This window comes from Streptomyces sp. cg40 (assembly GCF_050320165.1).
In the GTDB taxonomy this organism is placed as follows: domain Bacteria; phylum Actinomycetota; class Actinomycetes; order Streptomycetales; family Streptomycetaceae; genus Streptomyces; species Streptomyces hokutonensis.
On record NZ_CP190128.1, the window covers coordinates 9,032,598 to 9,058,559 of the forward strand.

Below are 25,962 nucleotides of genomic sequence, written 5' to 3' on the forward strand. Positions count from 1 at the left end.
GAGCACTGTTCTCGCTGCCACGCCATCCATGGCCGTGACGCCTACGGCCGTAGCCTCGGCAATGGTGACGGCGGGGCGGGGGAGCGGCAATGACGCGAGAGCGAACGCCCGGTCAGGAATTTCTCATGGTCTGTTGGCCTGCTCTTGACCGTGCTCTCAGGCCAGCAGGGTGCGGCCCAGCCAGTCGGCGGTGTCGCGGGCCCCGGGCAGTGCGAAGAAGTACCCGCCGCCGTACGGCGAGACGTAGTCGACCAGCGGTTCACCGGCCAGCCGCTTCTGCACGGTCTCGAACTGCCGGGCCAGGTCCTGCTGGTAGCAGCAGAACAGCAGCCCCATGTCGAGGTTGCCGTTGCTGTCCATGCCCCGGTCGTAGTTGTAGCCCCGGCGCAGGATCCGCTGGTCGGCGCTCTGAGTGGTGCGCGGGTTGGCGAGCCGGATGTGGCTGTCCAGCGGGATCACATCGCCCTGCGGGTCCTGCGCGAAGTTCGGCGTGTCCTTCTCGTGCCGTCCGTCCAGCGGGGCGCCGGTGTCCCGGGCGCGGCCGAACATCCGCTCCTGCTCGGTGATGGAGACCCGGTCCCAGAACTCCACCAACATCCTTATCAGGCGCACGACTTGATAGCTGCCGCCGATTGTCCACTCCGGTTCGCCACTGCTACCGCCCACCCACACGAGGTCGTTCATCGCGCGGGCGTCGGTCACCTCCGGGTTGGCGATGCCGTCCTTGAAGCCGAGGTGGTTGCGGGGGGTGCCCGAGGGACGCGGCGGGCTGATGAAACCGTCCGTCCGCCAGCGCACCTGCATGCCCCCACGGGTGTGCCGGGTGACATCGCGCAGGGCGTGCAGCACGGTGTCGGAGGTGTCGGCGCAGAACTGCACGCTGAGATCGCCGTGGCACCAGGCGGAGTCGAGATCGTCGTCGGGGAAGGCGGGCATCGCGGTCAGCCGGCGCGGAGCGAGCTTCGCGAGCCCGTAGCGGTCGTCGAAGAGCGAGGCCCCGACGCCGACCGTGACGCTCAGCCGGTCGGCCGGGAGGTCCGGGCCCAGGGTGCCGGAGTCGGCGGGCGGCGCGGTGATGCCCAGGTCCTCCGGACTGCCGCCGGAGGTCAGGAAACGCGCCCGGTCGGTCAACGTCCGCAGCAGATCGGTGAGTTCGGCCCGGTTCTCGGCGGTCGCGTCGAAGGAGACGAACGCCGTGGCCCGCTGCGCCGGGGTGATGATCCCGGCCTGGTGGAGCCCGTGGAAGGGCACACGCGTGGCCGTCTCCGCCGCGGCCGAGGCCGTAGCCCGGTCGGCGGCCACCAGACCGGCACCGGCCACGGCCGCCGCGCTCGCCAGAAAACCCCGGCGGCCCACCTCGTGTCCGCGCTTCACGCGATCCTCCGTACGTCCGTGAGGGCGGCCACGTCGGCCAGCCGCTCCACCAGTCCGCCCAGGTCGGAGTCGACCTTCTCCCTCTGCGGACGGGTGAGTTGAGCCAGGGGCGTCCACTTCCCGGAGCGGTCGAAGCCGTCCAGAGTGTGCTGCGCCCGGTCCATCCAGTCGCCGAGCTCGGCGTAGCCCGCGTCCCGGGTCTTCAACAGCGGGCCCAGATGTCCGAGCAGCACGCGGGTGCCGTCGAGGTTGGCGCGGGCGGTGGCCAGGTTGGTGCCGCTGCCGTAGTCGGTGCGACCGGTCAGCTCGAACTGCACGGTGTTCTCCATGATTTCGTGTGCGCGCAGCCCGGTGTCGGCCGGGTCCATCCGCTGGGAGGGCCAGCTGCTCTCCAACGCGTGGACGTCCTTGGCGAGTTGGTCCGCCGGACCGCGCAGCGCGCTCGCCGACTCGCCGTGCCACAGCCCGTACTCGACCCGGTGGAACCCGGTGAACCCGGCGTCGCGCACCCCGCCGTCCAGCCCGGCCGTGGTGCCGTTGATCGCCCCGTCCGAGTCGCCGAACGTGCCGTAGGCGGCGCCCATCCGCTCGTAGACGAGATGCGCGGGCAGCCATGCCTTGCGGGCCGCCGCGAGATCACCACGATCGACGGCGGCCTTCAACACGTCTGTCTTCCGGGCCAGTTCGACGGTCCGCGCCTGGATCCACTTCTGGTAGGCGAGCGTGGGAGGGATGAGTTCCTGCTGGGTGATCGGGACGGCGGCGGGTCCGCTCTTCACCTTCGACCCGGTGATCCGCACGGTGGGCCCGGTCACGGCGTCGGCGTCGTCGGGCAGACACTTGAAGGCGTACGAACCGTTCCCCAGGGTCACTCCGAGCGGCCGTACCGTGCCCGGCGCCAGCCCCTCGACCTCGCCGTAGACCGCGCCGGTCGTCGGGTCGGTCAGATACACCTCGGCCGCCGTGCTCGACGTGTTGTGCAGCTCGAAGACCTGGTGTCCGCCTTGCGGGTGTGCCCAGCCACTGCCGCAGCCGGAGGTCGCGACCTCGACGGTGGTGTGCGGCAGCCCGTCGGCGGGGGCAGTCGCCTTCCCGCCCGAGCCGGACCCCCGGGCGGCCAGCACACCGGCCACGACGGCCGCGACGGCGACCAGGGCACCGGCCGTGAGGAGGACGGTACGGCGACGGGTCGCCGGGCCCGACGAGGGCGCCGGCGGACCGGGCTCGGTCTCGGGTTCGGCCCCGCGCGGGGTTCCGGGCACGCCGGCCTCCAGGGGGAGTCGTACGAAAGATGGCGGTACCAGCGATCTTATGAGCGCCCCACGGCCCCCACCGCGCCCCTTGACCCTGTCCTGACCGGAGGGCGGGCGAGAATTCGCCCGGGGTTCACCCGGGGGTTCGTGACCACCACGGTTCGCCGTACGCGCGGACACGGTGCGCGACGGCCGCCTCACCCACGCCGGGAACAACCCGGGCCCGTTCCGCGCTGCTCCTGGTACCTCGCCGGGTATTCAGAGAAGGGTCGTGGACGAGATGATTCGGTCAGGGCAGGAGCCGCTCCCGCCGTCGGGTGAAGCGCCGTTGGTGACCACCTGCGGCCGGCAGGTCGCGGTGAAGCGGCTGCGGTTGCCCATCCCGGAGCGACCGATCACTCGAGTCACCCTGGACGTGGGCCCGGTCGTGCGCGGCGAGCCCGGGCTCTGGGCCTCCCTGACCGTGGACGAGGCCCGCGACCTGGCGCGTCGGCTGCTCGCCCAGGCCGCCCTGGCCGACACGGTGGCTCCCACGGGCGAGGAGTAGTCGGGACCGGCGCCCGAGCGCCGGTCCCGACCACCCGCCACCTCACGCCCCTTGCGTCAGCACCCTCTCCAACGCGCCCACGGCGGACCGGAGTTCGTCCGCCGTGATGGTCAGCGGCGGGGCCAGTCGGATCGTGGAGCCGTGGGTGTCCTTGGCCAACACGCCCTCGCGCATGAGGCGTTCGCTGATCTCGCGGCCGGTGCCGATGGCCGGGTCGACGTCGACGCCCGCCCAGAGGCCGCGGGAGCGGAAGCCGACGACACCCTTGCCGACCAGCTCGGTCAGACCGTCCCGCAGGACCACGCCCAACTCGGCGGCCCGGCGCTGGAATTCACCGGTCTCCAGGAGTTCGACGACCGCCGTGCCGACTGCCGCGGCGAGCGGGTTCCCGCCGAACGTCGAGCCGTGCTCGCCCGGGTGCAGCACCCCGAGCACGTCGCGTCGCGCGACCACCGCCGACACCGGCACGATGCCGCCGCCGAGCGCCTTGCCCAGCAGCAGCACGTCCGGGACGACACCCTCGTGCTCGACGGCGAGGGTGCGGCCGGTGCGGCCGAGGCCCGACTGGATCTCGTCCGCGATGAACAAGCAGCCCTTGCGGCTGGTGAGTTCACGCACACCGGCCAGATAGCCGGCGTCCGGGATGATGACCCCGGCCTCGCCCTGGATGGGCTCGATCAGCACCGCCGCCGTCGTCTCGTCGACCGCCGCCTCCAGCGCCGCGAGGTCGTTGTACGGCACGATCCGGAAGCCCGGCGTGAAGGGGCCGAAGCCCGCGCGTGCCGTCTCGTCGGTGGAGAAGCTGACGATCGTCGTCGTACGGCCGTGGAAGTTCTCCGCCGCGACGACGATGGTCGCCCGGTCGGCGGGGACGCCCTTCACGTCGTAGGCCCATTTGCGGGCCACCTTGATGCCGCTCTCGACCGCCTCCGCGCCCGTGTTCATCGGGAGCACCATGTCGAGGCCGGTCAACTCCGCGAGCCGTTCGGCGAATTCGGCGAGGCGGTCGTTGTGGAAGGCGCGGGAGGTGAGCGTCAGCTGGTCGAGCTGGCGGTGGGCCGCCTCGATCAGCGCGGGGTGGCGGTGGCCGAAGTTGAGGGCCGAGTAGCCCGCGAGCATGTCGAGGTAGCGGCGGCCCTCGACGTCCTCCACCCAGGTGCCCTCGGCGCGGGCGACGACCACGGGCAGCGGGTGGTAGTTGTGCGCGAGGACCGGCTCCTCGGCGCGGATCAGGTCGGCGGAGGTACGGGCACTGGCGGGTGCGGTCATGAGCGGATCTCCTGGGTGCAGCACTTGATGCCGCCGCCGGCTTTGTGGAACTCCGACAGGTCGACGGGGACGGGGACGTAGCCGCGTTCGGCGAGGCGAGCGGCCAGTGCCTCGGCCTGCGGCGCGATGAAGACGTGCAGACCGTCCGAGACGGAGTTGAGGCCGAACGTCATCGCGTCCTCGCGGGTCGCGAGCACCGCGTCCGGGAACAGCCGCGCGAGCACCTCGCGGCTGCCCGGCGAGAACGCCTCCGGGTAGTAGCAGACGTTGTCCTCGTCGAGGACGAACAGCGCCGTGTCGAGGTGGTAGAAGTACGGGTCCACCAGCGTCAGGCTGATCACCGGGACGCCGAAGAACTCCTGCACCTCGCGATGGGCCTCGCGGGTCGTACGGAACCCGGTGCCGGCCAGCAGATAGCGGCCGGTCGGGATCAGGTCGCCCTCGCCCTCGCTGACCGACTCGGGGCGGTGGACGTCGTAGCCCGCCGCCTTGAACCACATGTCGTAGTGCTCGGACTCGGGCCGCCGCTCGGGCGCGTGGAAGAGGGAGCCGAAGACGCGGCCGTCGACGACGACCGCCGAGTTCGCGGCGAACACCATGTCCGGGAGGCCGGGGGCCGGGGGCACGGTGTCGACGGTGTGGCCGTGCTCGCGGTAGGTGTCGATCAGTGTTCGCCACTGCTCCTGGGCGAGATCGACGTCGACCTGGGCGTCGGGATGCATCCAGGGGTTGATCGCGTACTGCACGGCGAAGTGTCTGGGTTCGCAGACGAGAAAGCGCCGCCGGCGCCGCACACGGGTCTCGGGCACAGAGGGGTTCCTCCGCTTCCTGTGATGTCGACTGGGGTTGACACCAAGGTAGAAAGAGACCAATACGCGCGACAAGCGATGAAGGCTGCGTGTCCGCGCAGGAATGCTGCGTCTTGGGCGGGATCAGCGCAGGTCTGATGCGTCGCCCGGCGCGGGGTGGGTGGCGCCCGCTTCCGGGCTTTCCGGGAGGAGGTGGGACAGCACCATCACGCTGATCGTCTTCCGGATGAACGGCTCCTGCCGGATCCGCTCCAGCACCTCCTCGAAGTGGTCCACATCGGTGGCCCGCACATGCAGCAGCGCGTCCGCGCCGCCGGTCACCGTCATCGCCGCGGTGATCTCCGGATGGTTGCGCACCACCTCCGCGAGCCGCCTGGGGGGCGCGGCGCCCTCGCAGTACACCTCCACGTACGCCTCCGTGCGCCAGCCCAGCGCGGACGGCCGCACGGTCGCCGTGAACCCGGTGATCACACCCGTCTCCCGCAGCCGGTCCACCCGCCGCTTCACGGCCGTCGCGGACAGCCCGATCGCCGCCCCGATCTCGGCGAAGCTGGTCCTGGCGTTCGCCATCAGCGCGTTGATGATCTTCCGGTCCAGCTCGTCGAACGGAGTGGTCCTGCTGTTCATGTGGGCACTGTATCCAGCGCGAACGTCCACCCCCGGCACATGTCCAGGCGTACGAATTCCTCCTACACTCCACGTTCATGCTGCGCGCCCTCGCCGTCGACGACGAACGCCCCTCGCTGGAGGAGCTGCTCTATCTGCTCAACGCCGATCCACGCATCGGCAGCGCGGAGGGCGCGGGCGACGCGACCGAGGCGCTGCGCCGCATCAACCGCGCCCTGGAGTCGGGCCCGGGCGGACCCGAGGCCATCGACGTCGTGTTCCTCGACATCCAGATGCCCGGCCTCGACGGGCTCGACCTGGCACGGCTGTTGACGGGATTCGCGCAGCCGCCGCTCGTCGTGTTCGTCACCGCGCACGAGGACTTCGCCGTACAGGCCTTCGATCTCAAGGCAGTCGACTACGTCCTCAAGCCCGTCCGCAAGGAACGGCTCGCGGAGGCCGTGCGCCGGGCCGCCGAACTCGGCGGCGCCGCACCCCGGATACCCGTGCACGAACCCGACCCCGACCACATCGCCGTCGAACTCGGCGGTGTCACCCGCTTCGTGGCCGTCGACGACATCACCCACGTCGAGGCACAGGGCGATTACGCCCGGCTCCACACCGACCGGGGCAGCCACCTCGTCCGCATACCCGTCTCCACCCTCGAAGACCGCTGGCGCTCGCGCGGCTTCGTCCGCATCCACCGCCGCCATCTCGTCGCCCTGCGACACATCGGCGAACTCCGCCTGGACGCGGGGACGGTGAGCGTCCTGGTCGGCGGCGAGGAACTCCAGGTCAGCCGCCGCCACACCCGCGAACTGCGCGACCTGCTGATGCGGAGGTCCTGACGATGCCTCAGGAATCCAGTGACCGCAGGGTGGTTGTCACCGGCCCGCCGCGCCGCACCCGGCGCGCCTCCGGCTACTCCCGCCCCCGCACCGAGATCGACGAACAGACCACCCTCGGCCACACCTACGTCCGCTCCCTCATGCGCACCCAACTCCGCGCCGCCCTCACGGTGTTCGCGGTCCTCGTCCTCCTGGTCGGCCCGCTGCCCCTGGTGTTCGCGGCCACCCCGGACTCCCGCCGCCTCGAATGGCTGGTCCTCGGCTTCTGCCTCTACGCCCCGCTCGTCCTGCTCGCCCTCTGGTACGTGCGCCGCGCCGAACGCAACGAGCGTGACTTCGTGCGCCTCGTCGAGGACCGATGAACTCCAGTTATGCGGTATCGGCGGTCGCCCTCGTCGTCGTGGCGACGGTCCTCGTCGGCGCCTTCGGCCTGCGCATCTCCCGCACCACCTCCGACTTCTACGTCGCCTCCCGCACCGTCGGCCCTCGCCTCAACGCGGCCGCCATCAGCGGCGAATACCTCTCCGCCGCGTCCTTCCTGGGCATCGCGGGCCTGGTCCTCGTGCAGGGCCCCGACATGCTCTGGTACCCGGTCGGCTACACCGCCGGATACCTGGTCCTGCTGCTCTTCGTCGCCGCCCCGCTGCGCCGCTCCGGCGCCTACACCCTCCCCGACTTCGCCGAGGCCCGGCTCGCCTCGCACGGGGTACGACGACTCGCGGGAGCCTTCGTCGTAGGGGTCGGCTGGCTGTACCTGCTGCCCCAACTCCAGGGTGCCGGGCTGACGTTGACGGTTCTCACCGGGGCGCCCGATTCGCTCGGCGGCCTGATCGTGGCGGTCGTGGTCGTCGCGACCGTCGCCGCGGGCGGCATGCGCAGCATCACCTTCGTACAGGCCTTCCAGTACTGGCTGAAGCTCACCGCGCTGCTCGTCCCCGCCCTCTTCCTGATCCTCGCCTGGCAGAGCGACGGAGCACCCCGGCACGCCTTCGAGGAACCGGCCGCCTTCCGTGAACAGCGCGTCGTCCGCGTCGACGACACCCTCGACCTCAAACTCGACCACCCCCTGACCGTCACGGTGAACGGCACGGTCGACGGCCGGCGCCATCGCGCCGAACGGCTCCAACTCCCCACCGGCACCCACCACATCGCAGCCGGCACCCGCCTCACGTTCGCCAAGGGCGCCACCGTCCCGGTCGCCGACTGCGGCACCAACGGCGGCATGTCGACCTCGCTCGCCGCGAGCCGCGAGGAACGCCCGCTGTACGCCACGTACGGCCTCATCCTCGCCACCTTCCTCGGCACGATGGGCCTGCCGCACGTCGTCGTCCGCTTCTACACCAGCCCGCACGGCGTCGCCGCCCGCCGCACCACGGTCGCCGTCCTCGGCCTGATCGGCGCGTTCTACCTCCTCCCGCCCGTCTACGGCGCCCTCGGCCGCCTCTACACCCCCGAACTCACCATCACCGGCGACGCCGACGCGGCCGTACTCCTGCTGCCCGACCGCATGATCGGCGGCGTCGGCGGCGATCTGCTCGGCGCGCTGGTCGCGGGCGGCGCCTTCGCCGCGTTCCTGTCCACCGCGTCGGGACTGACCATGGCCGTCGCGGGCGTCCTCACCCAGGACGTCCTCCCGTCGCGCGGGGTACGGCACTTCAGGCTCGGCACGGTCCTCGCCATGGTCGTCCCGCTGGTGGCGAGCGTCCTGGTCGGCGGGCTGCCCGTCGCCGACGCGGTCGGTCTCGCGTTCGCCGTATCGGCCTCCTCCTTCTGCCCGTTACTGGTCCTGGGCATCTGGTGGACCCGGCTCACCCCGCCCGGCGCGGCGGCCGGAATGCTGGTCGGCGGAGGCTCGGCGTTCGTCGCCGTGGCCGCGACCATGGCGGGCTTCCCCGGCACCGGCCCCCTGCACGCCCTGCTCGCCTGGCCCGCCCTCTGGTCGGTACCGCTGGGCTTCCTCACGATGGTGCTGGTGTCCCTGGCCACCCCGGGCCGGGTCCCCACAGGCACGGCGGCGATCCTGGCGCGCTTCCACCTGCCGGAGGAACTGCGGGCGGAGGTGAAGGCGTGAGAGCACGCCACGTCATGGGAGTGGGCGCATGAGCGGATTCCTGGCCGGCCTCTGTGTCGCCGTACTCCCGCTGCTCGCCGCCGGGTTCTGGCTCGGGCGGCGGACCGCGCGGCCCGAGAGCCTCGGTGGGCTCGGGACCCCCGTCGAGCACGCCACCTTCCAGACCCTGCACACCGCCTCGCTCGCCGCACCGCCGCTGCGCGCCGGGCTCACCGGGGAGACGGCCCGCCGTTCGGCGCGCAGGCTGCGCACGCTGCTCGGTACCGACGCGCTCTGTCTGACCGACCAGAAGGAGGTCCTTGCCTGGGACGGTGTCGGTGACCATCATCGGGCCGAGATCATGGAACGGCTCGCGGGCCCGCTGGAGACCGGCCGGGGCGAGGCGTTCCGGCTCAACTGCGATGCCCCCGACTGCCCGTTGCGCTGGGCGGTGGTCGCCCCGCTCACCGTCGACGACCGGGTCCACGGCGCGCTGGTCGCCTGCGCGCCGCGCGAGTCCGCCGTCCTCGTGCGGGCCGCCGGAGAGGTCGCGCGCTGGGTCTCCGTCCAACTGGAGTTGGCGGATCTGGACCAGTCCCGCACCCGGCTGATCGAGGCCGAGATCAAGGCACTTCGGGCCCAGATCTCCCCGCACTTCATCTTCAACTCGCTCGCCGTGATCGCCTCGTTCGTGCGCACCGACCCCGAGCGCGCCCGCGAACTGCTCCTGGAATTCGCCGACTTCACCCGCTACTCGTTCCGCAGGCACGGCGACTTCACCACCCTCGCCGACGAACTCCACGCCATCGACCACTACTTGGCGCTCGTCCGGGCCCGCTTCGGCGAACGACTCTCGGTCACGCTCCAGATCGCCCCCGAGGTACTCCCGGTCGCGCTCCCGTTCCTTTGCCTGCAACCGCTCGTCGAGAACGCCGTCAAACACGGTCTCGAAGGCAAGGCTGTGAACGCCGCGGGCAAGAGCCGCATCAGCATCACCGCGCAGGACGCGGGCGCCGAGGCACTCGTCGTCATCGAGGACGACGGCGCCGGCATGGACCCCGACCTGCTGCGCCGCATCCTGGCGGGCGAGGTCAGCCCCTCGGGCGGCATCGGCCTGTCCAACGTCGACGACCGGCTCCGCCAGGTCTACGGCGACGACTACGGCCTCGTCATCGAGACCGCCGTAGGAGCGGGCATGAAGATCACCGCCCGGTTGCCGAAGTACCAGCCGGGCGTGCACTCGGCGAGCCGCCGCAGCGAGCAGTAGTGAGCCCTCAGGTGCTGCGCGTGGCCACCATCCCCAGGGTGATGAGTCCCAGCACGACCCAGCCGAACCACAGCCAGCCGTTGCTGCCGAGCGCCACCGTGTAGGCCGTCACCACCACCAGCCCGCCGACGGTGATCACCCCCATGGTCTTCGTGGAACCGGGCATCGCGACACCCTCCTCATGGTCCGTCCCCCTCCATGGTGCCTCCGTTCTGCTTCCGCACGGCGCACACGACGAAATGAGTGCCGGACTTCCACGGTCCCTCACTGGTCCAGGAGGCCGCCTGGTAGACCGACGGATCGAAGCCGTAGTCGGCCGGCGGGACGTCCCGCGCGCACGCGGCGTCCGACCGCGTGCGCGCCTGGGCCAGCGTGACGTCCGCGCCCAACCGGGTGAACCCGACCACCACCTGATCGTGCTTGCCCGCGCAGGAGACCAGGCTCGCCGCCCGGTTCGAGGGCACGTCCAGACAGTCCCGCTTCTGCATGGTCGACGTGTCCGCGAACGCCGAACCGAGGGTGCGGTGGCTGCCGAGCGGCCCGTAGACCGGCCCGTGCGCGCCCAGCACCAGACAGGCGGTGCGGTGTCCGGCCGCGTCGAAACCGGCATCCGTCGGTACGACGGCGTAGCCCCGCACGTCCGCGAGCTTCTCCCGCATCTCCTGCGTCCGCTGCGCGCACCGGTCGGCGCCGACCTTCCGCGCCTCTCCCGCGGACGCGGTGGACACGAACGCCATCACCTGCCCGTCCGGCACCGAGTTCCGGCAGCCGGCGTCCACGGCGAGCCGCGGCGTGCTCTGGAAGAGATGCCCGCCCGGCCAGTCGGCGGTGACACAGTCGCCGTCCTTGAGCGGCGCGGAGAGCCCGACGGCCGTGCCGTACGGCGGACTCTTCCTGCCGGTGTCCTTGCCGGGCGGCTGGTGCGCCATCGCGTACCAGACACCGCCCAGGGCGAGAGCGAGCCCGAGCAGCCCCGCCAGGACGGACTGCCGGAGCCGGGAGCGAGGCCGCCGACGCCGACCGGCGGGGGAGGGCCGGGGCGCCGGGACCCCGTATCCGTACGGCGGCGGGACCTGCGTCGGCACCGCCACCGGCACCGGCGCGGGCCGGCCCTCCCAGGGGGACTCCGACCCCAGGTCGGTCTGCGTCCGGGCGTACGCATCCGCCTCGGTCTGCGGCGTCACGATCCGCGACAGCGCCGCCTCCGCCTCCGCCGCCGGAATCCGCCGCAGCGGATCCTTCTCCAGCATCGCGTGCAGCACCGGTGCCAGCGCGCCCGCGCGGGCCGGTGGCAGCGGGTCTTCCATGACCACAGCCGTGACCTCCGCGAGCGGCGACTCGCGGGCGAAGGGGCCGTGGCCCTCGACGGCGTGGTACAGCGTGCAGCCCAGCGAGAACAGGTCGGCGGCGGCCGTCGGCGGCCCGCCCGTGGCCCGCTCCGGCGCCAGATAGCCCGCCGTCCCGACGAGCACGGACGTCAGCGTGTACCGCGTCTCCCCGGCGTCCGGCTGCACCGAGATGCCGTAGTCGGTGAGCAGGACCCGGGCGTACGGCGAACCGGTACGGTCCGGCGCGAGCAGGATGTTCGCCGGTTTCACGTCCCGGTGCATCACGCCCCGCTCGTGCCCGGCGGTCAGCGCGTCGAGCACGGCGAGCCCGACGCGGGCGCACTCCGCCGGGGCGAGCGGGCCCTGCCGGCCGACCCGGTCGCGCAGGTCGACGGCGTCCGCCACGTACTCCATGACGATCCACGGCAGCCCGTCGTGCTCCAGCACGTCATGCACGGTCACCACATGGGGGTGGCCGCGCAGCCCCGCCGCGTGCCGGGCCTCGGCCTGGGCGCGGGCGACCCGGGCCTCGCGCTCGGCGTCGGCGAAGGCCGGGTTGCTGAACACGATCTCCTTGAGCGCGACTTCACAGGCCAGCCGCTGGTCATGTGCGAGCCACACATGTCCCATACCGCCACTGCCCAGCCGGTTCAGCAGGAGATAACGGCCGGCGATGACCCGGCCCACGCCCGACGTCGGCGATCCCTGAGGCATCCGGAGTCCCCCTCCCGGTCCCGCGTCATGTCTCGGTCGTGGTGGGGGTGCCGGTCACGGGGTCTCTGCCGACCGGCTCACTGGTGACCGGCACGCTGCTCGTCACGGGGGCGCTGCTGGTCGCGGGCGCCGCGCTGGTGGTGACCGGTGCGCTCGTCACGGGCGAACTGGTCACCACCGAGGGCGAAGCGGTCGTAGGAGCGCTGCTCGGCGGCGAACTGCTCGGCGGCGGCTCGCTCTTGGGCGAGGACGGAGGCGGCGACGAGGGCGGCGGGACAGGCGGCGAGGAGGTCGTGGGCGGCGCCGTCGTGGACGTGGAAGGCGGTGCCGTGGACGTCGGCGGGCCCACCGTCGGCCCGGAGGTCGTCGGCGCCGGGGGAGTGGACGTGGTTCCAGTCGCTCCACCGCTCGTCCCGCCGGACACCGTCAGCGTCACGTACTGCCCGAACCGCAGCTCGGTCCCGGCCGGCGGATCGGACGCGGTGACCCGCGCGTCGTCGGACGGCGCCGCGCTCCCGCCGTACCCGACGGCCAGCCCACGGCTCACCAGCTGCTGCCGGGCCTCCCCGAACGTCACTCCGTCCAGGTTCGGCACCGCGTGCTGCCGCCGGGTGTCGAAGGTGCTGTCGTGCTGGCCCGTCGTACCGACCGGACGCGTGATGCCGACATCGGGATCGTCGACGTCCACGAGGGCGAGCCCTTCCATCTTCTGCGGCGCCGGACGCACGGCCACCACAGAGGACGGCTCATATCCGCTCCACTTCTTGTTGCCGTCCGCGAACTTGACGGAAATCCTCCCCGCGTCGCCCTTGAACGGGCGCAGCGGATTTCCGCACGAGCACTTCGCGGCCGGTTCCCCCTGCTCGTCGACCAGAATCGCGATTCCCGCCTGGAGAAGGGAGTTGTAGGGCGTGGCCTTTCCCTTTCTGTAGTCGTGGTTCTGTACGAGAGTGTCGTGACGCAGGAGTACGGGTGTGAGCCGGTCGAGATAGCCCGGGATCTCGTCCGTGGTGATACCGAGCACCGACGACCACGCGACCGCCTTCCGGTGGTTCGCGGGATCGGTCAGGAACCTCTTGAGCTTCGCCACGTCACAGATGGTCGGCTGCCTGGTGCCCCCGTACAGGCCGGGTGTGTCCCCCTGCTGCAAGGTGCCCCGCACCGGCGTCGAGCGGACCTGGGTGTCGTGGCCCAGTCCCTGTTTCTCGTCGAAGAAAGGCGCGAGCGACGGAACTCCCATCGCGACCGCCTTTACGACGAACGTATGTGCGCCCCCGCCGCAGCCACTCACGACCAGGACGCAGACGAGCAGCACGGCGATCCTGCGGATCACCGCAATTCCGGTCCTTTGCACAACCGCGCGAAATGTCATTACCGCTCCCCCCGGTCGCGGTTCCCCCATCGCGCTTTATGCTACTGAACGAATTTTCCGTTCAGTGAGCCGCGTGCGTTCAATTGCCTCGTGTGTTCAATGAGGCCAAATAGGCGTTGTACGCCTCGAGTTCCTTGTCGCCGTCCCGGTCGGCGGCCCGGTCCTGCCGCTTGGCCTGCCGCTGCTCCGAGCCGTACCACTGGAACAGCAGGGCGATCAGCACCAGGACGGAGGGGATCTCGCTGAACGCCCAGGCGATACCGCCGGCCGCGTTCTGGTCGGAGAGCGCGTCGATGCCGAGCGAGGCGGGCGGGTGCTTGAACGTCTCGACCATCGGCTCCGACGCCATCATCAGCGCGATACCGAAGAACGCGTGGAACGGCATCCCGGCGAACAGCTCCAGCATCCGCATCAGATAGCCGGGCCGGTTCGGCCCCGGGTCCACGCCCATGATCGGCCAGAAGAACACGACGCCCACGGCGAGGAAGTGCACCATCATCGCGATGTGCCCGGTCTTCGAGCCCATCAGGAAGTCGAAGATCGGCGTGAAGTACAGCGCGTACAGGCTCGCGATGAACAGCGGGATCGTGAACGCGGGATGCGTGATGATCTTCATGTACCGGCTGTGCAGGAACATCAGCAGCAGCTCGCGCGGCCCCTTGCGGCCCCTGGCCGCGGGCGGCAGTGCCCGCAGTGCGAGCGTGACCGGGGCGCCGAGCAGCAGCAGGATCGGCGACAGCATGCTGATGATCATGTGCTGCACCATGTGCACGCTGAACATGACCATGCCGTAGTCGTTCAGCTTGGTGCACATCACCAGCCCGACGGTCAGCACACCGATGACGTACGAGATCGTCCGCCCCACGGGCCACGAGTCCCCGCGCCGCCGCAACCGCACGACCCCCCAGCCGTACAGCCCCAGCCCCAGCAGGCAGGCGGTGAGGAAGAACGGGTCGGCCGACCATTCGAGCCCGCGCCCCAACGTGAACGGCGGCAGATCCATGGTCATGCCGTGCCCGCCGTGATCCATCGGACGGCTCCTGATTCGTGGGGGTTGTGCAAGTCTGTCCGCACACAGACTAGAACTGCCCCCGGTCAGGATCATGACCGGGGGCAGTTTCGTTCAGGTACGAGCTACAGCACGCACTCGGCCTCTTCATACCGATCAGCGGGAACGGTCTTCAACGTCTCCACCGCGTCAGCCAACGGCACCATCAGAATGTCGGTCCCCCGAAGCGCGGTCATCTTCCCGAACTCCCCCCGGTGCGCGGCCTCCACCGCGTGCCACCCGAACCGGGTGGCCAGGACGCGGTCGTACGCAGTCGGCGTACCCCCACGCTGCACATGCCCGAGGATCACCGGCCGCGCCTCCTTGCCGAGGCGCTCCTCCAGTTCGAGGGACAGCTGCCGCGCGATCCCCGCGAAGCGCTCATGGCCGTAGACGTCCTTCTTGCCCTCGTCGAAGTCCATGGACCCCGCACGCGGCTTGGCGCCCTCCGCGGCCACGACGATCGCGAAGCGCTTGCCCGCCTCGAAGCGTTCGCCGACGCGTGCGGCCAACTCCTCGATGTCGAAGGGGCGTTCAGGTACGACGATGGCGTGCGCGCCGGCCGCCATGCCCGAGTGGAGCGCGATCCAGCCGGTGTGCCGGCCCATGACCTCGACGACGAGGACCCGCTGGTGGGACTCGGCGGTGGTCTTGAGCCGGTCGAGCGCCTCGGTCGCGACACCGACGGCCGTGTCGAAGCCGAAGGTGACGTCCGTGACCGCGATGTCGTTGTCGATGGTCTTGGGGACGCCGACGATCGGGAGCCCGGCGTCGTACATCAGCTTGGCGGCCTTGAGGGTGCCCTCGCCGCCTATCGGGATGATCGCGTCGAGGCCGAGCTCCTCGACATGGCCCCGGGCCCGCTCCACACCGTCCCGCAGATGGGAGGGCTGGACGCGGGAAGAACCGAGGATGGTGCCGCCGCGGGCGAGGATGCCGCTCACCGCGTCGAGGTCGAGCTTGAGGTAGTCGCACTCCAGGAGGCCCTTCCAGCCGTCCCGGAAGCCGATGACCTCGTCGCCGTGGTCCACGACGGCGCGGTGCACGACGGACCGGATGACGGCGTTCAGGCCGGGGCAGTCGCCGCCGGACGTGAGCACACCAATGCGCATAGCCCGAAAGAACCTTCTCAACGTGGGCGGGACCGGACCACGTCGTCCGGCACGATCCCCGCCACCCTAACGGCAGGAGGGGGCGGGGCCGTAGCGTGCGTCCGCCTGCTGGACGACCCCGCTCACCTGCGCGGACGAGCCGTCAGACGGGCTGGTTGCCTGCGTCCGAAGCCGAGGTGTACGCGCCGCCTACGCGGGCTGCTGAGCTGCGGCGATGCGCTCGTTGCGGAGCGCCTCGTACCAGCGGTCGTCGATCGGCGGCAGCGCGTTCACGTCGAGGGCCAGCTTCAGCAGCAGGTCCGCGATCAGCGGGTTGCGGGCGAGGACGGGCCCGTGCATGTACGTACCGAACACCGTGTCGTTGTACGCGCCCTCGGTGCCGTCGCCCGTGCCGTTGCCCTTGCCGAGGCGGACGGTGGCGAAGGGGCGGGCGGTGGGGCCGAGATGGGTGACGCCCTGGTGGTTCTCGAACCCGGTCAGCGGGGGCAGGCCCAGGCGCGCGTCGATGTCGCCGAGGACGTCACCGACGCACCGCTCGCCCTCGCCGCGCACGGTCGTCACGTCCAGCAGGCCGAGGCCGGGCTCCCGCTGCCCCAGGTCGTTGATGAACTCGTGCCCGAGGATCTGGTAGCCGGCGCACACGGAGAACACGATCGCGCCGTTCTCCACGGCCCGGTACAGGTGCCCGTCGCGGCGCAGCCGCTCCGCCGCGAGCCGCTGCGGCCGGTCCTCGCCGCCGCCGATGAGGTAGATGTCGCCGGAGGTCGGGATCGGCTGGTCGCTGCGCACGTCGAGCCGGGCCACGTCCAGACCGCGCTGCCGGGCCCTCCGCTCCACGACGAGGGCGTTGCCCTGGTCGCCGTAGGTGCTGAGCAGGTCCGGGTAGATCCACACCAGCCGCAGTTGGTTGTCGCTCATGGTCATGGTCCTCTTCGATCAGTTGCCGACGCGACGGCGCAGGTCCTGGAACGCGGTGTAGTTCGCGATGACCTCGATCCGGCCGGGCGGGGCCTGCTGCACGGCCTGGTCGAGGTTGTCGCAGACCTGGAAGTGCTGGCCCGCCACTTCCAGTCGGACCGCGAGGTCCAGCTTGCGGTCGCCGATGACGAAGATGGGGTGGCCGGTCAGCCGCGTGTAGTCGACGTCCCACAGCCAGGAGGTGTCGGTGCCGTCGGCGCCGCGCGCGTTCACCGAGAGGATCACCGGGGTCGGCGGCGGATCGATCAGGCTGAACGTCTCGAGCCAGCCCGCCGGGTTCTTCGCCAGCAGCAGCCGCAGGTCGCGCTGCATGAACTGGACGACGTCATAGCGCCCCGCGACGGCCTGCACGCGGTACATGCGCTCCAGGGCGACCTGCGGCGGCACCCCGAACACGGCGGCGACGGCGGCGGAGGACGCGGCGTTGGCCTTGTTGGCGCGCCCCGGCAGCTGGAGGTGGATCGGCCAGGCGGACCCGTGCGGGTCGAGCACATGGTCCCCGGAGAGCGCCCAGCTCGGCGTAGGACGGCGGAACCCGCACTCGCCGCAGAACCAGTCGTCGCCGGGCCGCTGCATCACGCCACCGCACGAAGGGCACGACCAGGCGTCGTCCTTCCACATCTGCCCGGCGGCGACCCAGATCACGTTCGGGGAGGAGGAAGCGGCCCACACGACCAGCGGGTCGTCGGCGTTCGCGACGATGACGGCCTTCGAACCGGCAAGCCCCTCACGCCAGTTCTCCGCGAGCATGCGGGTCTCGGCCGCGCGGTCCAGCTGGTCGCGGGAGAGGTTGAGCAGCGCGATGCACTTGGGGTCGGTGTCGCGGGCGACGCCCGCGAGGTACTTCTCGTCGACCTCGATGACCCCGAACTTGGCGTCCGAGCCGCCGGCCAGCGCCGAGGTGATACCGGCGGGCATGTTGGCGCCGAGCGCGTTGGAGACGACCGGTCCGGCGGCCCCCAGAGCTTCGGCGATGAGCCGTGTCGTCGTCGTCTTCCCGTTGGTCGCGGAGACCAGGGTCACATCCAGACTCTGCGCGAGCCTGGCGAGGAGGTCGGGGTCGAGTTTGAGTGCCACCCGGCCGCCGATCACCGATCCGCTGCCCCGCCCCGCAGCACGCGATGCCGCCGCGACCGCCTTGCCCGCCGTCACGGCCAGCTTGGCCCGCGGCGTGAGCGGGTCCGAGTTGCCTGCCATCAGTTCTCGATCCTCCTTGCGTACGCGCCGCGCCTCTGCCTCCGGCAACGTGGTGTGGACCTCAGCCTATCGAGATCCTTATCAGTGCCCGAACCGCGGCACCGCGAACGCCTCGCGGCGGGCGTGCGCCGTAGAGAACCGTACCCTTGCGCCCATGCGATACGGCTCCATCCCGGGCGCCCGCGGGCGAGTCCGTCCCCTCACCCTGCTCGGCGACCCCCTCCTGCATGCCCCGTGCGAGGAGGTGACGAACTTCGGCCCCGAACTCGCCCGCCTCGTCGAGGACTTGTTCGCGACGATGTACGCGGCCCGGGGCGTGGGCCTCGCCGCGAACCAAGTCGGCGAATCCTTGCGGGTGTTCGTCTACGACTGCCCCGACGACGAGGAGACCCGCCACCTCGGCCATGTGGTGAACCCACGCCTGGTCGAGGCGGACGGTGTGGTGATGAGGGGTCCGGAGGGCTGTCTGTCCCTGCCGGGCCTGGAGGCGGGCACGGAGCGCTACGACCATGCCGTGGTCGAGGGCTTCACGGTGACCGGCGAGCCGGTCACCGTGCACGGGACGGGTTTCTTCGCGAGGTGCCTGCAGCACGAGTGCGACCACGTGGAGGGACGGGTCTACGCGGACCGCGTGACGGGCTGGCGCCACAAACGCTTGATGCGACAGGCAGCCCGAGCTTCTTGGCACCGGTAAGTGCAGGTTTTTTCTTTTAGGGGCGCGGGGAACTGCGCGACCAGCCCCCACCGGCGGTCAGCCGAATAACGACCCCTAAAACCCTGGCCCACCAACCTTGTCCCCGGCGGCAGCCAGTCGCCCCCACAGCAGGTCCGCAAGACTCCGCACCAACTCCGCCCGAGAACAAGGCCGTTCCCCCAGCCACCAGTCCCCGGCCGCATGCATCATCCCGACAATCCCATGCCCCCACACCCGAGCCAGCTGCTGACTGTTGGGCCCGAGATCCACCCGCTCCTCGATGACCTGAGCGAGTTCCTCCCCCATCCGCCGAAGCAGCGGAACGGAGTGATTCCCCGTGTCGAACCCCTGGTCCGCGGTCTGCCCACCCTCGACGGGATGCATCAGGAACCGGTACACCTGAGGCAGCGCCTCGATCGCGGCGAGGTACGTGTCGAGCGTGGCCTCGACCCGCTCCCGCCGCTCCGCGGGCGCGTCCAGCGCGGCCCGCAGGGAGGACAGCAGCGCGTCCGTGTGCCGCTTGGCGAGCGCCGCGTACAGTCCGCCCTTGTCACCGAAGTGCCGGTACAGGATCGGCTTGGTGATGCCTGCCTCGGCCGCGATCGCGTTCATCGAGGCCTGTGGGCCGTCACGCAGCACCACTCTGTCCGCAGCCTCCAACAGCTCGCGCCGTCGGCGGTCGGCGGACCGCTGCTGATCGGTCCGCTGTGTGGTGCTCATGGTCTCTCCCCGCCCGTGCTGAATCGGTAACGCCTGCGCAAACTAACACTCAACGTGCCACACACCTCGAACGGGCTGCCGAGAGGTCATTGGGAGTTGACTTTCCTACCCGTCGGTAACAGACTCTGTCGTTACCGCAAGTAACATGCTAGTGCGCTGCTGGAGGAGTCATGGCCGAGTTCACCATGGAACTCAACGACGAACAGAAGGAGGTGCGGGACTGGCTGCACGGCTTCGCCGCCGACGTCATCCGCCCCGCCGCCGCCGAATGGGACGAGCGTGAGGAGACTCCCTGGCCGGTCATCCAGGAGGCCGCGAAGGTCGGCATCTACTCCCTGGACTTCTACGCCCAGCAGTACTTCGACCCCACCGGCCTCGGCATCCCGATGGCCATGGAGGAACTGTTCTGGGGCGACGCGGGCATAGCCCTCTCCATAGTCGGCACCGGCCTGGCCGCCGTCGGCGTCCTCGCCAACGGCACCGAGGAGCAGATCGGCACCTGGATCCCCCAGATGTACGGCGACGCCAACGACGTGAAGGTCGCCGCCTTCTGCTCCTCCGAGCCGGACGCCGGTTCCGACGTGGCCTCCATGCGCACGCGTGCCGTGTACGACGAGGCCAAGGACGAGTGGATCCTCAACGGCACCAAGACCTGGGCGACCAACGGCGGTATCGCCAACGTCCACGTCGTCGTCGCGGTCGTCGACGCGGACCTCGGCTCCAAGGGCCACGCCTCCTTCATCGTCCCGGCCGGCACGCCGGGTCTGTCGCAGGGGCAGAAGTTCAAGAAGCACGGCATCCGCGCCTCGCACACCGCCGAGGTGGTCCTGGAGAACGCCCGTGTCCCCGGTTCCTGCCTCCTCGGCGGCAAGGAGAAGCTGGACGAGCGCCTCGCCCGCGCCCGTGAGCGCGCGAAGGCCGGCGGCGGCGAGCGGGTGAAGAACGCGGCGATGGCCACGTTCGAGGCGTCCCGCCCGGCGGTCGGCGCGATGGCCGTGGGCACGGCCCGCGCCGCCTACGAGGTCGCCCTCGACTACGCGAAGACCCGCGAGCAGTTCGGCCGGCCGATCATCGACAACCAGGGCGTCGCCTTCCAGATCGCCGACATGCGTACGTCCATCGACGCGGCCCGGCTGCTGGTGTGGCGCGCGTCCTGGATGGCGGTCAACGGCAAGCAGTTCACGGCGGCCGAGGGGTCGATGTCGAAGCTGTTCGCCAGCGAGACGGCGAAGAAGGTCACCGGGCAGGCGATCCAGATCCTCGGCGGGAACGGGTACACGCGTGAGTATCCGGTCGAGCGGATGCACCGTGACGCGGCTATCTACACGATCTTCGAGGGCACGAGTGAGATCCAACGTCTGGTGATTGCGCGGACGTTGGCGGGGATGCCGATTCGTTGAGTTTTGAGTGCGGCCCGGTGGGAACTGCGCGACCAGCCCCCACCGGCCGGTAGCCGAACAACTACCGGTGCTTCAAAGGCGTCAACTGCTCGATGTCATACCGCGCCCGCAGCTCCTCGATCGCCGCATGATCCGGCGGCCCCCCACCCCCGAGGATCTCCAGCAACTCCTCGAAATACCGCTCATGATCCGGCGGCGGAGACGCCTGGAAGAACATCTTCGCGGGCGTCTCCGTGGGGTTCGCGAACGCGTGCGGACAACCGGGCGGTACGACGATCACCGTGCCCGGTGTCGCCCGTACCACCCGGGTGCCCGAACTCGACTCCCAGCGCTGCCAGTTGTCCGGGGTCCGGATGCGCGGCTCGAAGGCGAGCACGTCCAGCTCGCCTTCGAGGACGTAGAACAACTCCTCGCTGCGCGTGTGCACATGGGCCCCGACGTCGAACCCCGGCGGTACGACCACCTCGAAGGTGGACGCCGTCCGCGAGTGCGAGCCGGTCACCTTGAACGTCACGTGCTGCGCGGGTGTCTGTACGATCCGGCCGTGCCCCGGCGGCACGAGCAGCCCCTCCGTCGCCGTCATCGGCACCTCACCACGTCACGGGCAGTGCCTCGGGACCACGGATCAACGCGCCCTTCTTGAACGGCACTTGATCGGCCGGCACCGCGAGCCGCAGCCCCGGCATCCGGTCGAGCAGCGCGTCCACCAGCAGCTCGGACTCCATCCGCGCCAGCATGTTGCCGGGACAGAAGTGCGGGCCGAAGCCGAAGGAGACGTGCGGGTTCGGGCTGCGCGAGAAGTCGATCCTCTCGGGGTCGGGGAAGACGTCCGGGTCGCGGTTGGCGGCCAGGTACGACACGTACACCGGGTCGCCCGCCCGCATCCGGACCCCGCGGATCTCCACGTCCTCCATGGCGATCCGGGACAGCCCGACCGCGTTGCGGTGCGGGATGTAGCGCAGCAGCTCGTCGATGGCCTGGGGCCTCGACCCGGGCTCGGCGCGCAGCCGTTCGACGAGATCGGGGCGGGTCAGCAGCAGATAGAACATCTGCCCGCTGTTGTTGGTGACCGCCTCGCCGCCGATCTGCAGCAGCACCGCGAGCCCGACCGCCTCCTCCAGCGTCATCTCCTCCCGGCCCACGGCGGCGCCGAGCAGCGAGGCGACGTCATCGCCGTCGCTGCCCTCCCGCAGACCGATGAGATCGCCGAAGTAGGCGCCCATCTCCTGCTTGGCCTGCTCACTGACCTCGGCACCGTGCGAGGAGGACAGGATGAGCTGGGTCCAGGTGTGCATGCCGTGCCGGTCGGCCGCCGGCACGCCCATCAGCTCGCAGATCACCGCGATCGGGAACGGACTCAGCACGGTCTCGGTGAGATCGGCCGGCGGTCCGTCCTGGAGCAGTTCGTCGACCAACTCGTCGAGCAGCAGCCGCGATTGCTCCCGCACCCGCTCCACCCCGCGCGTCGTGAACGCCGGAGCGACCGAGCGCCGCAGCCGGGTGTGGTCCGGCGGGTCGAGGAAGCCGACCGCGCCACGGGCCGGGATGAAGTGCGGGGCGAGCCGGGTCACCGGCTGGTCCATCACCGCCTCGCGGCTGAAGCGGGGGTCGTTGGTGACCATCCGCACGTCGTCGTGCCGGGTGACCAGCCACGCCCAGCCCTCGCCGTTGGGCAGCTTGATCCGGTTGACCGGACCCTCCCGCATCAGCTTGGCGAGGACCGGGTCGAAGTCCACCCCGGTCAGGTCGAGGGCCGGCCACGGCCTGACCGGGGGCAGGGTCTCGGTGAGCGTCTCTTCAGTCATCCCGTACTCAAGCCGTCTCTCGGTTGTCGTTGTGCCAGCGGCCCAGGGCCATCTCGGCGGTGATGCCGGGTCCGAACCCGGCGAGCAGTCCGCGCGCCCGGTGTTCGGCGCCGCCCTCGTCGAAGAGCCGGCGCAGCGCGTCCAGCACGACGGCGCTGGCGATGTTGCCGTACTCGGTGAGGGTGGCCCGGCTGAACCGGAACGCGTGCGGGTCGACCTGGAGGAACTTGCTGAGGTCGTCGAGTATTCGGGGCCCGCCCGCGTGGACTATGTAGAAGTCCAGGTCGGCCGCGTCCCAGCCGTGCAGTCCCGCGAGGTCCTGGAGCGCCGGGGCGAGGGGCTCCATGGTGGCCGGCACCCGCTTGTCCAGCAGGAAGTGGAACCCGGTGGCCCGCACGTCGTACATGATCCACTCTTCGGTCTTGGGGATCAGGTACGACCCGTTGCGCTCCAACTGGATGCCCGTGCCGCCCCGCCCGCGCACCACGGCCGCGGCGATCCCGTCGCCGAACAGCCCGTTGGAGAGCAGGGAGCCGATGCCGAGGTCGGTCGGCTGGTAGCACAGCGAGCAGAACTCGCAGGCCACGATGAGCGCGTTGGCGTCCGGGTACGCCGTGCAGAAGTCGTGCGCCCGGTTGATCGCCGCGCCGCCGGCCGCGCAGCCGAGCTGGGCGATCGGGATCTGCCGGGTGGTGGACTCGAAGGCCATCTCGTTGATCAGCCAGGCCGTGAGCGAGGGCATCATGAAGCCCGTGCACGAGACGTAGATGATCACGTCGATGTCGGTGGTGAGGAGCTCGGCCTCGTCGAGCGCCCGCTGTACGACCGCCGGGACCCGGGCCTTCGCCTCGGCCGTGTAGATCTTGTTGCGGTCCTCGAACCCGGGGTGCTTGAGGGTCTCCTCGATGGGCTGCACGATGTGCCGGGTGCGCACACCGGTGTTCTCGATCAGCCGGAGGGCCAGCGGCAGGTTGGGGTGGTCCGCGTGGCGGGAGCGCGCCAGCTCAAGCGTCTCCTCCATCGTGATCACGTGCTCCGGAACCGACACCGAGGGTTTGCACAAAGTCGCCATGAACCGTCCCTGCTTTCGCCTTCCGGAAGGCCTTCGCCCGCCGGTCAGAAGGTGGTTCACCTCAGAGGGTGGTGCACCCACGATCACCCTTGAGAGCGACGATCTCTCGGTGGACTACTCCAATTCAGGGACCCTGTGTAAAGGTCGGATCAGTATCCGGACCCCGCCCGAAGAAGGACGCGATGACCACGAACCCTCTGGTAGCCCGGATCGGGGCCGGCACGGCCCCCGTCGAAACCCTCGCAACCCTGGCCCTGGAGCAGCACCGCGTGATCCCCGCCGACCGCCGCGCCTTCCTGCATCTGGCGCAACGTGAGACGGCCACTCCGGAGGCGGCCGACTTCTTCGAGTTCCTGGCGGCGGGGGAGGCGATGGCGGGGGAACGGCTCATCGCTTTCGCGGAGGCGTGCGGTGTGGACGAGACACGGTTGCGTACGTACGAGCCGCTGGCGGGCTGTCAGGCCTATCCGGCATACGTCGCGTGGCTGGCCCTCAACGCGGAACCGACGGACGTAGTAAGCGCGTTGACATCCAACTTCGCGGAATGGGGCGGCTATTGCGCGACGATCGCGGGCGCGCTGCGCGAGCACTACGGCTTCACGGACGAGGCCTGCGGCTTCTTCGATTTCTTCGCGGAACCGTCGCCGGAATTGGATGAGAAGGCGTTGAGGGTGAGTGGGTCGAACAAGGGGTTTGTGAACACCTACAGCACCTTGCTCAGGCACTACGAGGGGATGTTCTGGACCACGCTAGGCGCAACTCCCTAGGGGCGCGGGGCTGTGTCTATTTGCGGCTCCGCCGCGTGGGCGCGCCCAGCCACAATGCACCCGCACCCGCCGTCAGCCAGAACCCCCACTGCTATGGGCGATGCAAGCCACGTCAATCCGATCAGCCAACTTCGCAAGCTCGATCGTCAGGGCAGCCACAGTGTCCTCGTCAAGCCCGTCTTCTCCAGCCTCGACAAGGTGCAGCCACCTCCCGCCCACGGTACGGAGAAGCTTGCTCACATCGGCGGCAGCCACCTGCAAGGTCCCGCGGTCGTCGACGATCAGAGGCAGAGTCACTTCGCGGTTCACACAGGGGATCGTAGCCGCGGAACGCTCACGCTCCGTGCCATACCGTGGTGATGTTGCAGAACTCCCGGATTCCGTGCCCCGACAGCTCCCGCCCGTACCCGGACCGCTTCACCCCGCCGAACGGGAACGCCGGATGGGACGCGGTCATCCCGTTGACGAACACCCCGCCGGCCTCCAGATCCCGTACGAACCGGTCGACCTCGGCCTCGTCCCGCGTCCACACGTTGGAACTCAGCCCGAACGGCGTGTCGTTGGCGAGGAGGACGGCCTCGTCGAGGTCGGCGACGCGGTACAGCGTGGCGACCGGCCCGAACGTCTCCTCGCGGTGGACGCGCATCTCGCGGGTGATGTCGGCGAGGACGGTCGGCGGGTAGTACCAGCCGGGCCCGTCGGGCCGCTCGCCGCCGCACAACACGGTCGCGCCGCTCTCCACGGCGTCGTCGACGAGTTCCTCCAGATCGCTGCGGCCCGCCTCGCTCGCGAGCGGTCCGACCTCGGTCTCCTCCGCCAGCGGATCACCGACGGTGAGCGCCTTCATGCCGGCCACGAACCGTTCGGCGAACGCGTCGAAGACGTCCGTGTGCACGATGAACCGCTTGGCGGCGATGCACGACTGCCCGTTGTTCTGCACCCGCGCCGTCACCGCGATCCGCGCGGCCCGGTCGATGTCGGCGGACGGCATGACGACGTACGGATCGCTGCCGCCCAGCTCCAGCACCGTCTTCTTGACCATGTCCCCGGCGACGGACGCGACCGCCCGCCCGGCGGGCTCGCTGCCGGTGAGGGTGGCCGCCTTCACGCGTTCGTCGCGCAGGATCTCCTCGACCGCGCCGGAGCCGATCAGGAGGGTCTGGAAGGCGCCCTCGGGGAAGCCCGCGCGGTGGAACAGGTCCTCCAGGTAGAGCGCGGTCTGCGGGACGTTCGAGGCGTGCTTGAGGAGGCCGACGTTGCCGGCCATCAGCGCGGGCGCGGCGAAGCGGATCACCTGCCAGAGCGGGAAGTTCCACGGCATCACCGCGAGGACCGGGCCGAGCGGCCGGTAGCGGACCAGCGCCCGGGAGGCGCCGGAGTCCTTGACGTCCGCCGCGTCGGGTTCCTCGTCGGCGAGGAGACCCTCGGCGTGGTCGGCGTACCAGCGCATCGACTTCGCGCACTTGGCGGCCTCCGCGCGGGCCTGCTTGACGGGCTTGCCCATCTCGGTGGTCATGATCCGGCCGATGTCCCGCTGGTCCTCGTCGAGCAGGTCGGCGGCCCGGTGCATGAGCCGGGCGCGCTCGGCGAAGGCGGACGTCCGGTAGGTGCGGAACGTGGCCTCCGCGAGCCGGAGCCGGCGTTCGATCTCCTCGTCACCCATGGCCTCGTACGTCTTGAGCGTCTCTCCGTTGGCCGGGTTGACCGTCGCGATGGGCATGGCTGACCTCCT

General features: G+C 70.4%; 26 protein-coding genes. 8 read left to right on the forward strand and 18 right to left on the reverse strand.

Going from position 1 to position 25,962, the window contains the following annotated elements:
- Nucleotides 1-156: 156 nt before the first annotated feature.
- Nucleotides 157-1,374: an iron uptake transporter deferrochelatase/peroxidase subunit gene (gene efeB, locus ACQHII_RS40755; RefSeq protein WP_427923949.1), complete on the reverse strand. Its 1,218-nt coding sequence runs from the start codon at nt 1,372-1,374 to the stop codon at nt 157-159.
- Entirely contained in the window at nt 1,371-2,636 is a 1,266-nt protein-coding gene (locus ACQHII_RS40760; RefSeq protein WP_427923950.1) for an EfeM/EfeO family lipoprotein, read from the reverse strand. Before ACQHII_RS40760 ends, efeB begins: the two co-directional genes overlap by 4 nt.
- A 271-nt stretch (nt 2,637-2,907) precedes the next feature.
- Between ACQHII_RS40760 and ACQHII_RS40765 the strand changes: the two genes are divergently transcribed.
- On the forward strand, nt 2,908-3,174 hold the full coding sequence (locus ACQHII_RS40765) for a hypothetical protein (RefSeq protein WP_427925517.1): 267 nt from the start codon (nt 2,908-2,910) through the stop codon (nt 3,172-3,174).
- A gap of 42 nt (nt 3,175-3,216) precedes the next feature.
- Here ACQHII_RS40765 and rocD read toward each other — a convergent pair whose 3' ends face one another.
- From rocD to ACQHII_RS40780, 3 genes are all read right to left on the reverse strand, one after another.
- Complete coding sequence (rocD, locus tag ACQHII_RS40770) at nt 3,217-4,443, reverse strand: ornithine--oxo-acid transaminase (RefSeq protein WP_427923951.1); 1,227 nt, start codon at nt 4,441-4,443, stop codon at nt 3,217-3,219.
- Nucleotides 4,440-5,252, reverse strand: a complete 813-nt coding sequence (gene ddaH / locus ACQHII_RS40775; protein WP_427923952.1) for a dimethylargininase — start codon at nt 5,250-5,252, stop codon at nt 4,440-4,442. The genes rocD and ddaH overlap by 4 nt, the downstream gene beginning before the upstream one ends.
- Nucleotides 5,253-5,375: 123 nt before the next feature.
- On the reverse strand, nt 5,376-5,879 hold the full coding sequence (locus ACQHII_RS40780; protein WP_362983075.1) for an Lrp/AsnC family transcriptional regulator: 504 nt from the start codon (nt 5,877-5,879) through the stop codon (nt 5,376-5,378).
- Nucleotides 5,880-5,956: 77 nt separating this feature from the next.
- On the opposite strand from ACQHII_RS40780, the gene ACQHII_RS40785 reads away from it, so the two are divergent.
- From ACQHII_RS40785 to ACQHII_RS40800, 4 genes are read left to right on the forward strand one after another with little or no spacing between them, the layout of a single operon-like run.
- Nucleotides 5,957-6,706: a LytR/AlgR family response regulator transcription factor gene (locus ACQHII_RS40785; RefSeq protein WP_019070929.1), complete on the forward strand. Its 750-nt coding sequence runs from the start codon at nt 5,957-5,959 to the stop codon at nt 6,704-6,706.
- 2 nt (nt 6,707-6,708) lie between these two features.
- Nucleotides 6,709-7,068 carry a hypothetical protein gene (locus ACQHII_RS40790; RefSeq protein ID WP_427923953.1) on the forward strand — a complete coding sequence of 120 codons (360 nt, stop codon included), beginning with the start codon at nt 6,709-6,711 and terminating at the stop codon, nt 7,066-7,068.
- Nucleotides 7,065-8,777: a cation acetate symporter gene (locus ACQHII_RS40795; protein WP_427923954.1), complete on the forward strand. Its 1,713-nt coding sequence runs from the start codon at nt 7,065-7,067 to the stop codon at nt 8,775-8,777. Before ACQHII_RS40790 ends, ACQHII_RS40795 begins: the two co-directional genes overlap by 4 nt.
- 28 nt (nt 8,778-8,805) lie before the next feature.
- On the forward strand, nt 8,806-10,023 hold the full coding sequence (locus ACQHII_RS40800; RefSeq protein ID WP_427923955.1) for a histidine kinase: 1,218 nt from the start codon (nt 8,806-8,808) through the stop codon (nt 10,021-10,023).
- A gap of 7 nt (nt 10,024-10,030) precedes the next feature.
- Here the strand turns inward: ACQHII_RS40800 and ACQHII_RS40805 are convergent, their stop codons facing one another.
- The 7 genes from ACQHII_RS40805 to ACQHII_RS40835 form a co-directional block, all read right to left on the reverse strand.
- Complete coding sequence (locus ACQHII_RS40805) at nt 10,031-10,189, reverse strand: hypothetical protein (RefSeq protein WP_019070924.1); 159 nt, start codon at nt 10,187-10,189, stop codon at nt 10,031-10,033.
- 13 nt (nt 10,190-10,202) lie between these two features.
- Nucleotides 10,203-12,065: a protein kinase domain-containing protein gene (locus tag ACQHII_RS40810; RefSeq protein WP_427923956.1), complete on the reverse strand. Its 1,863-nt coding sequence runs from the start codon at nt 12,063-12,065 to the stop codon at nt 10,203-10,205.
- 25 nt (nt 12,066-12,090) lie between these two features.
- Complete coding sequence (locus ACQHII_RS40815; RefSeq protein ID WP_427923957.1) at nt 12,091-13,398, reverse strand: DUF6777 domain-containing protein; 1,308 nt, start codon at nt 13,396-13,398, stop codon at nt 12,091-12,093.
- 118 nt (nt 13,399-13,516) lie between these two features.
- Nucleotides 13,517-14,467, reverse strand: coding sequence for a cytochrome c oxidase assembly protein (locus tag ACQHII_RS40820; RefSeq protein WP_093623922.1), 951 nt, complete (start codon nt 14,465-14,467; stop codon nt 13,517-13,519).
- A gap of 104 nt (nt 14,468-14,571) precedes the next feature.
- Nucleotides 14,572-15,597 carry a 6-phosphofructokinase gene (locus ACQHII_RS40825; RefSeq protein WP_427923958.1) on the reverse strand — a complete coding sequence of 342 codons (1,026 nt, stop codon included), beginning with the start codon at nt 15,595-15,597 and terminating at the stop codon, nt 14,572-14,574.
- 189 nt (nt 15,598-15,786) lie between these two features.
- Nucleotides 15,787-16,515, reverse strand: a complete 729-nt coding sequence (locus tag ACQHII_RS40830; RefSeq protein WP_427923959.1) for a type 1 glutamine amidotransferase — start codon at nt 16,513-16,515, stop codon at nt 15,787-15,789.
- 18 nt (nt 16,516-16,533) lie between these two features.
- Entirely contained in the window at nt 16,534-17,772 is a 1,239-nt protein-coding gene (locus ACQHII_RS40835) for a MurT ligase domain-containing protein (protein ID WP_427923960.1), read from the reverse strand.
- A gap of 154 nt (nt 17,773-17,926) precedes the next feature.
- Here ACQHII_RS40835 and def point away from each other — a divergent pair, with 154 nt between their 5' ends.
- The gene (gene def, locus ACQHII_RS40840) at nt 17,927-18,466 is read left to right on the forward strand and encodes a peptide deformylase (RefSeq protein WP_427923961.1); all 540 of its coding nucleotides are present in this window, start codon (nt 17,927-17,929) and stop codon (nt 18,464-18,466) included.
- A 75-nt stretch (nt 18,467-18,541) separates the two neighbouring features.
- Here the strand turns inward: def and ACQHII_RS40845 are convergent, their stop codons facing one another.
- Nucleotides 18,542-19,186: a TetR family transcriptional regulator gene (locus tag ACQHII_RS40845; protein ID WP_401943676.1), complete on the reverse strand. Its 645-nt coding sequence runs from the start codon at nt 19,184-19,186 to the stop codon at nt 18,542-18,544.
- 170 nt (nt 19,187-19,356) lie between these two features.
- On the opposite strand from ACQHII_RS40845, the gene ACQHII_RS40850 reads away from it, so the two are divergent.
- Entirely contained in the window at nt 19,357-20,586 is a 1,230-nt protein-coding gene (locus ACQHII_RS40850) for an acyl-CoA dehydrogenase family protein (RefSeq protein WP_427923962.1), read from the forward strand.
- 61 nt (nt 20,587-20,647) lie between these two features.
- Here the strand turns inward: ACQHII_RS40850 and ACQHII_RS40855 are convergent, their stop codons facing one another.
- The 3 genes from ACQHII_RS40855 to ACQHII_RS40865 are packed head-to-tail and all read right to left on the reverse strand — an operon-like array spanning nt 20,648 to nt 23,463.
- Complete coding sequence (locus tag ACQHII_RS40855) at nt 20,648-21,169, reverse strand: cupin domain-containing protein (protein WP_019070914.1); 522 nt, start codon at nt 21,167-21,169, stop codon at nt 20,648-20,650.
- Nucleotides 21,170-21,176: 7 nt separating this feature from the next.
- The gene (locus tag ACQHII_RS40860) at nt 21,177-22,391 is read right to left on the reverse strand and encodes a cytochrome P450 (RefSeq protein ID WP_427923963.1); all 1,215 of its coding nucleotides are present in this window, start codon (nt 22,389-22,391) and stop codon (nt 21,177-21,179) included.
- A 7-nt stretch (nt 22,392-22,398) separates the two neighbouring features.
- Nucleotides 22,399-23,463, reverse strand: coding sequence for a type III polyketide synthase (locus tag ACQHII_RS40865; RefSeq protein WP_381237042.1), 1,065 nt, complete (start codon nt 23,461-23,463; stop codon nt 22,399-22,401).
- A 182-nt stretch (nt 23,464-23,645) separates the two neighbouring features.
- Between ACQHII_RS40865 and ACQHII_RS40870 the strand changes: the two genes are divergently transcribed.
- The gene (locus tag ACQHII_RS40870) at nt 23,646-24,230 is read left to right on the forward strand and encodes a transcriptional regulator (protein WP_427923964.1); all 585 of its coding nucleotides are present in this window, start codon (nt 23,646-23,648) and stop codon (nt 24,228-24,230) included.
- Between the two features lie 72 nt (nt 24,231-24,302).
- Here the strand turns inward: ACQHII_RS40870 and ACQHII_RS40875 are convergent, their stop codons facing one another.
- Nucleotides 24,303-24,539, reverse strand: a complete 237-nt coding sequence (locus ACQHII_RS40875) for a DUF6213 family protein (RefSeq protein ID WP_019070910.1) — start codon at nt 24,537-24,539, stop codon at nt 24,303-24,305.
- Between the two features lie 25 nt (nt 24,540-24,564).
- Nucleotides 24,565-25,950, reverse strand: a complete 1,386-nt coding sequence (locus ACQHII_RS40880) for an NADP-dependent succinic semialdehyde dehydrogenase (protein WP_427923965.1) — start codon at nt 25,948-25,950, stop codon at nt 24,565-24,567.
- Nucleotides 25,951-25,962 lie beyond the last annotated feature (12 nt).

Coding starts and splice junctions, on each gene's coding strand:
- ACQHII_RS40765 (WP_427925517.1), top strand. CDS start 2,908: ATGATTCGGTCAGGGCAGGAGCCGCTCCCGCCGTCGGGTGAAGCGCCG.
- rocD (WP_427923951.1), bottom strand. CDS start 4,443: ATGACCGCACCCGCCAGTGCCCGTACCTCCGCCGACCTGATCCGCGCC.
- ACQHII_RS40780 (WP_362983075.1), bottom strand. CDS start 5,879: ATGAACAGCAGGACCACTCCGTTCGACGAGCTGGACCGGAAGATCATC.
- ACQHII_RS40785 (WP_019070929.1), top strand. CDS start 5,957: ATGCTGCGCGCCCTCGCCGTCGACGACGAACGCCCCTCGCTGGAGGAG.
- ACQHII_RS40790 (WP_427923953.1), top strand. CDS start 6,709: ATGCCTCAGGAATCCAGTGACCGCAGGGTGGTTGTCACCGGCCCGCCG.
- ACQHII_RS40795 (WP_427923954.1), top strand. CDS start 7,065: ATGAACTCCAGTTATGCGGTATCGGCGGTCGCCCTCGTCGTCGTGGCG.
- ACQHII_RS40800 (WP_427923955.1), top strand. CDS start 8,806: ATGAGCGGATTCCTGGCCGGCCTCTGTGTCGCCGTACTCCCGCTGCTC.
- ACQHII_RS40805 (WP_019070924.1), bottom strand. CDS start 10,189: ATGCCCGGTTCCACGAAGACCATGGGGGTGATCACCGTCGGCGGGCTG.
- ACQHII_RS40810 (WP_427923956.1), bottom strand. CDS start 12,065: ATGCCTCAGGGATCGCCGACGTCGGGCGTGGGCCGGGTCATCGCCGGC.
- ACQHII_RS40820 (WP_093623922.1), bottom strand. CDS start 14,467: ATGGATCACGGCGGGCACGGCATGACCATGGATCTGCCGCCGTTCACG.
- ACQHII_RS40825 (WP_427923958.1), bottom strand. CDS start 15,597: ATGCGCATTGGTGTGCTCACGTCCGGCGGCGACTGCCCCGGCCTGAAC.
- ACQHII_RS40830 (WP_427923959.1), bottom strand. CDS start 16,515: ATGAGCGACAACCAACTGCGGCTGGTGTGGATCTACCCGGACCTGCTC.
- ACQHII_RS40835 (WP_427923960.1), bottom strand. CDS start 17,772: ATGGCAGGCAACTCGGACCCGCTCACGCCGCGGGCCAAGCTGGCCGTG.
- def (WP_427923961.1), top strand. CDS start 17,927: ATGCGATACGGCTCCATCCCGGGCGCCCGCGGGCGAGTCCGTCCCCTC.
- ACQHII_RS40845 (WP_401943676.1), bottom strand. CDS start 19,186: ATGAGCACCACACAGCGGACCGATCAGCAGCGGTCCGCCGACCGCCGA.
- ACQHII_RS40850 (WP_427923962.1), top strand. CDS start 19,357: ATGGCCGAGTTCACCATGGAACTCAACGACGAACAGAAGGAGGTGCGG.
- ACQHII_RS40855 (WP_019070914.1), bottom strand. CDS start 21,169: ATGACGGCGACGGAGGGGCTGCTCGTGCCGCCGGGGCACGGCCGGATC.
- ACQHII_RS40860 (WP_427923963.1), bottom strand. CDS start 22,391: ATGACTGAAGAGACGCTCACCGAGACCCTGCCCCCGGTCAGGCCGTGG.
- ACQHII_RS40865 (WP_381237042.1), bottom strand. CDS start 23,463: ATGGCGACTTTGTGCAAACCCTCGGTGTCGGTTCCGGAGCACGTGATC.
- ACQHII_RS40870 (WP_427923964.1), top strand. CDS start 23,646: ATGACCACGAACCCTCTGGTAGCCCGGATCGGGGCCGGCACGGCCCCC.
- ACQHII_RS40880 (WP_427923965.1), bottom strand. CDS start 25,950: ATGCCCATCGCGACGGTCAACCCGGCCAACGGAGAGACGCTCAAGACG.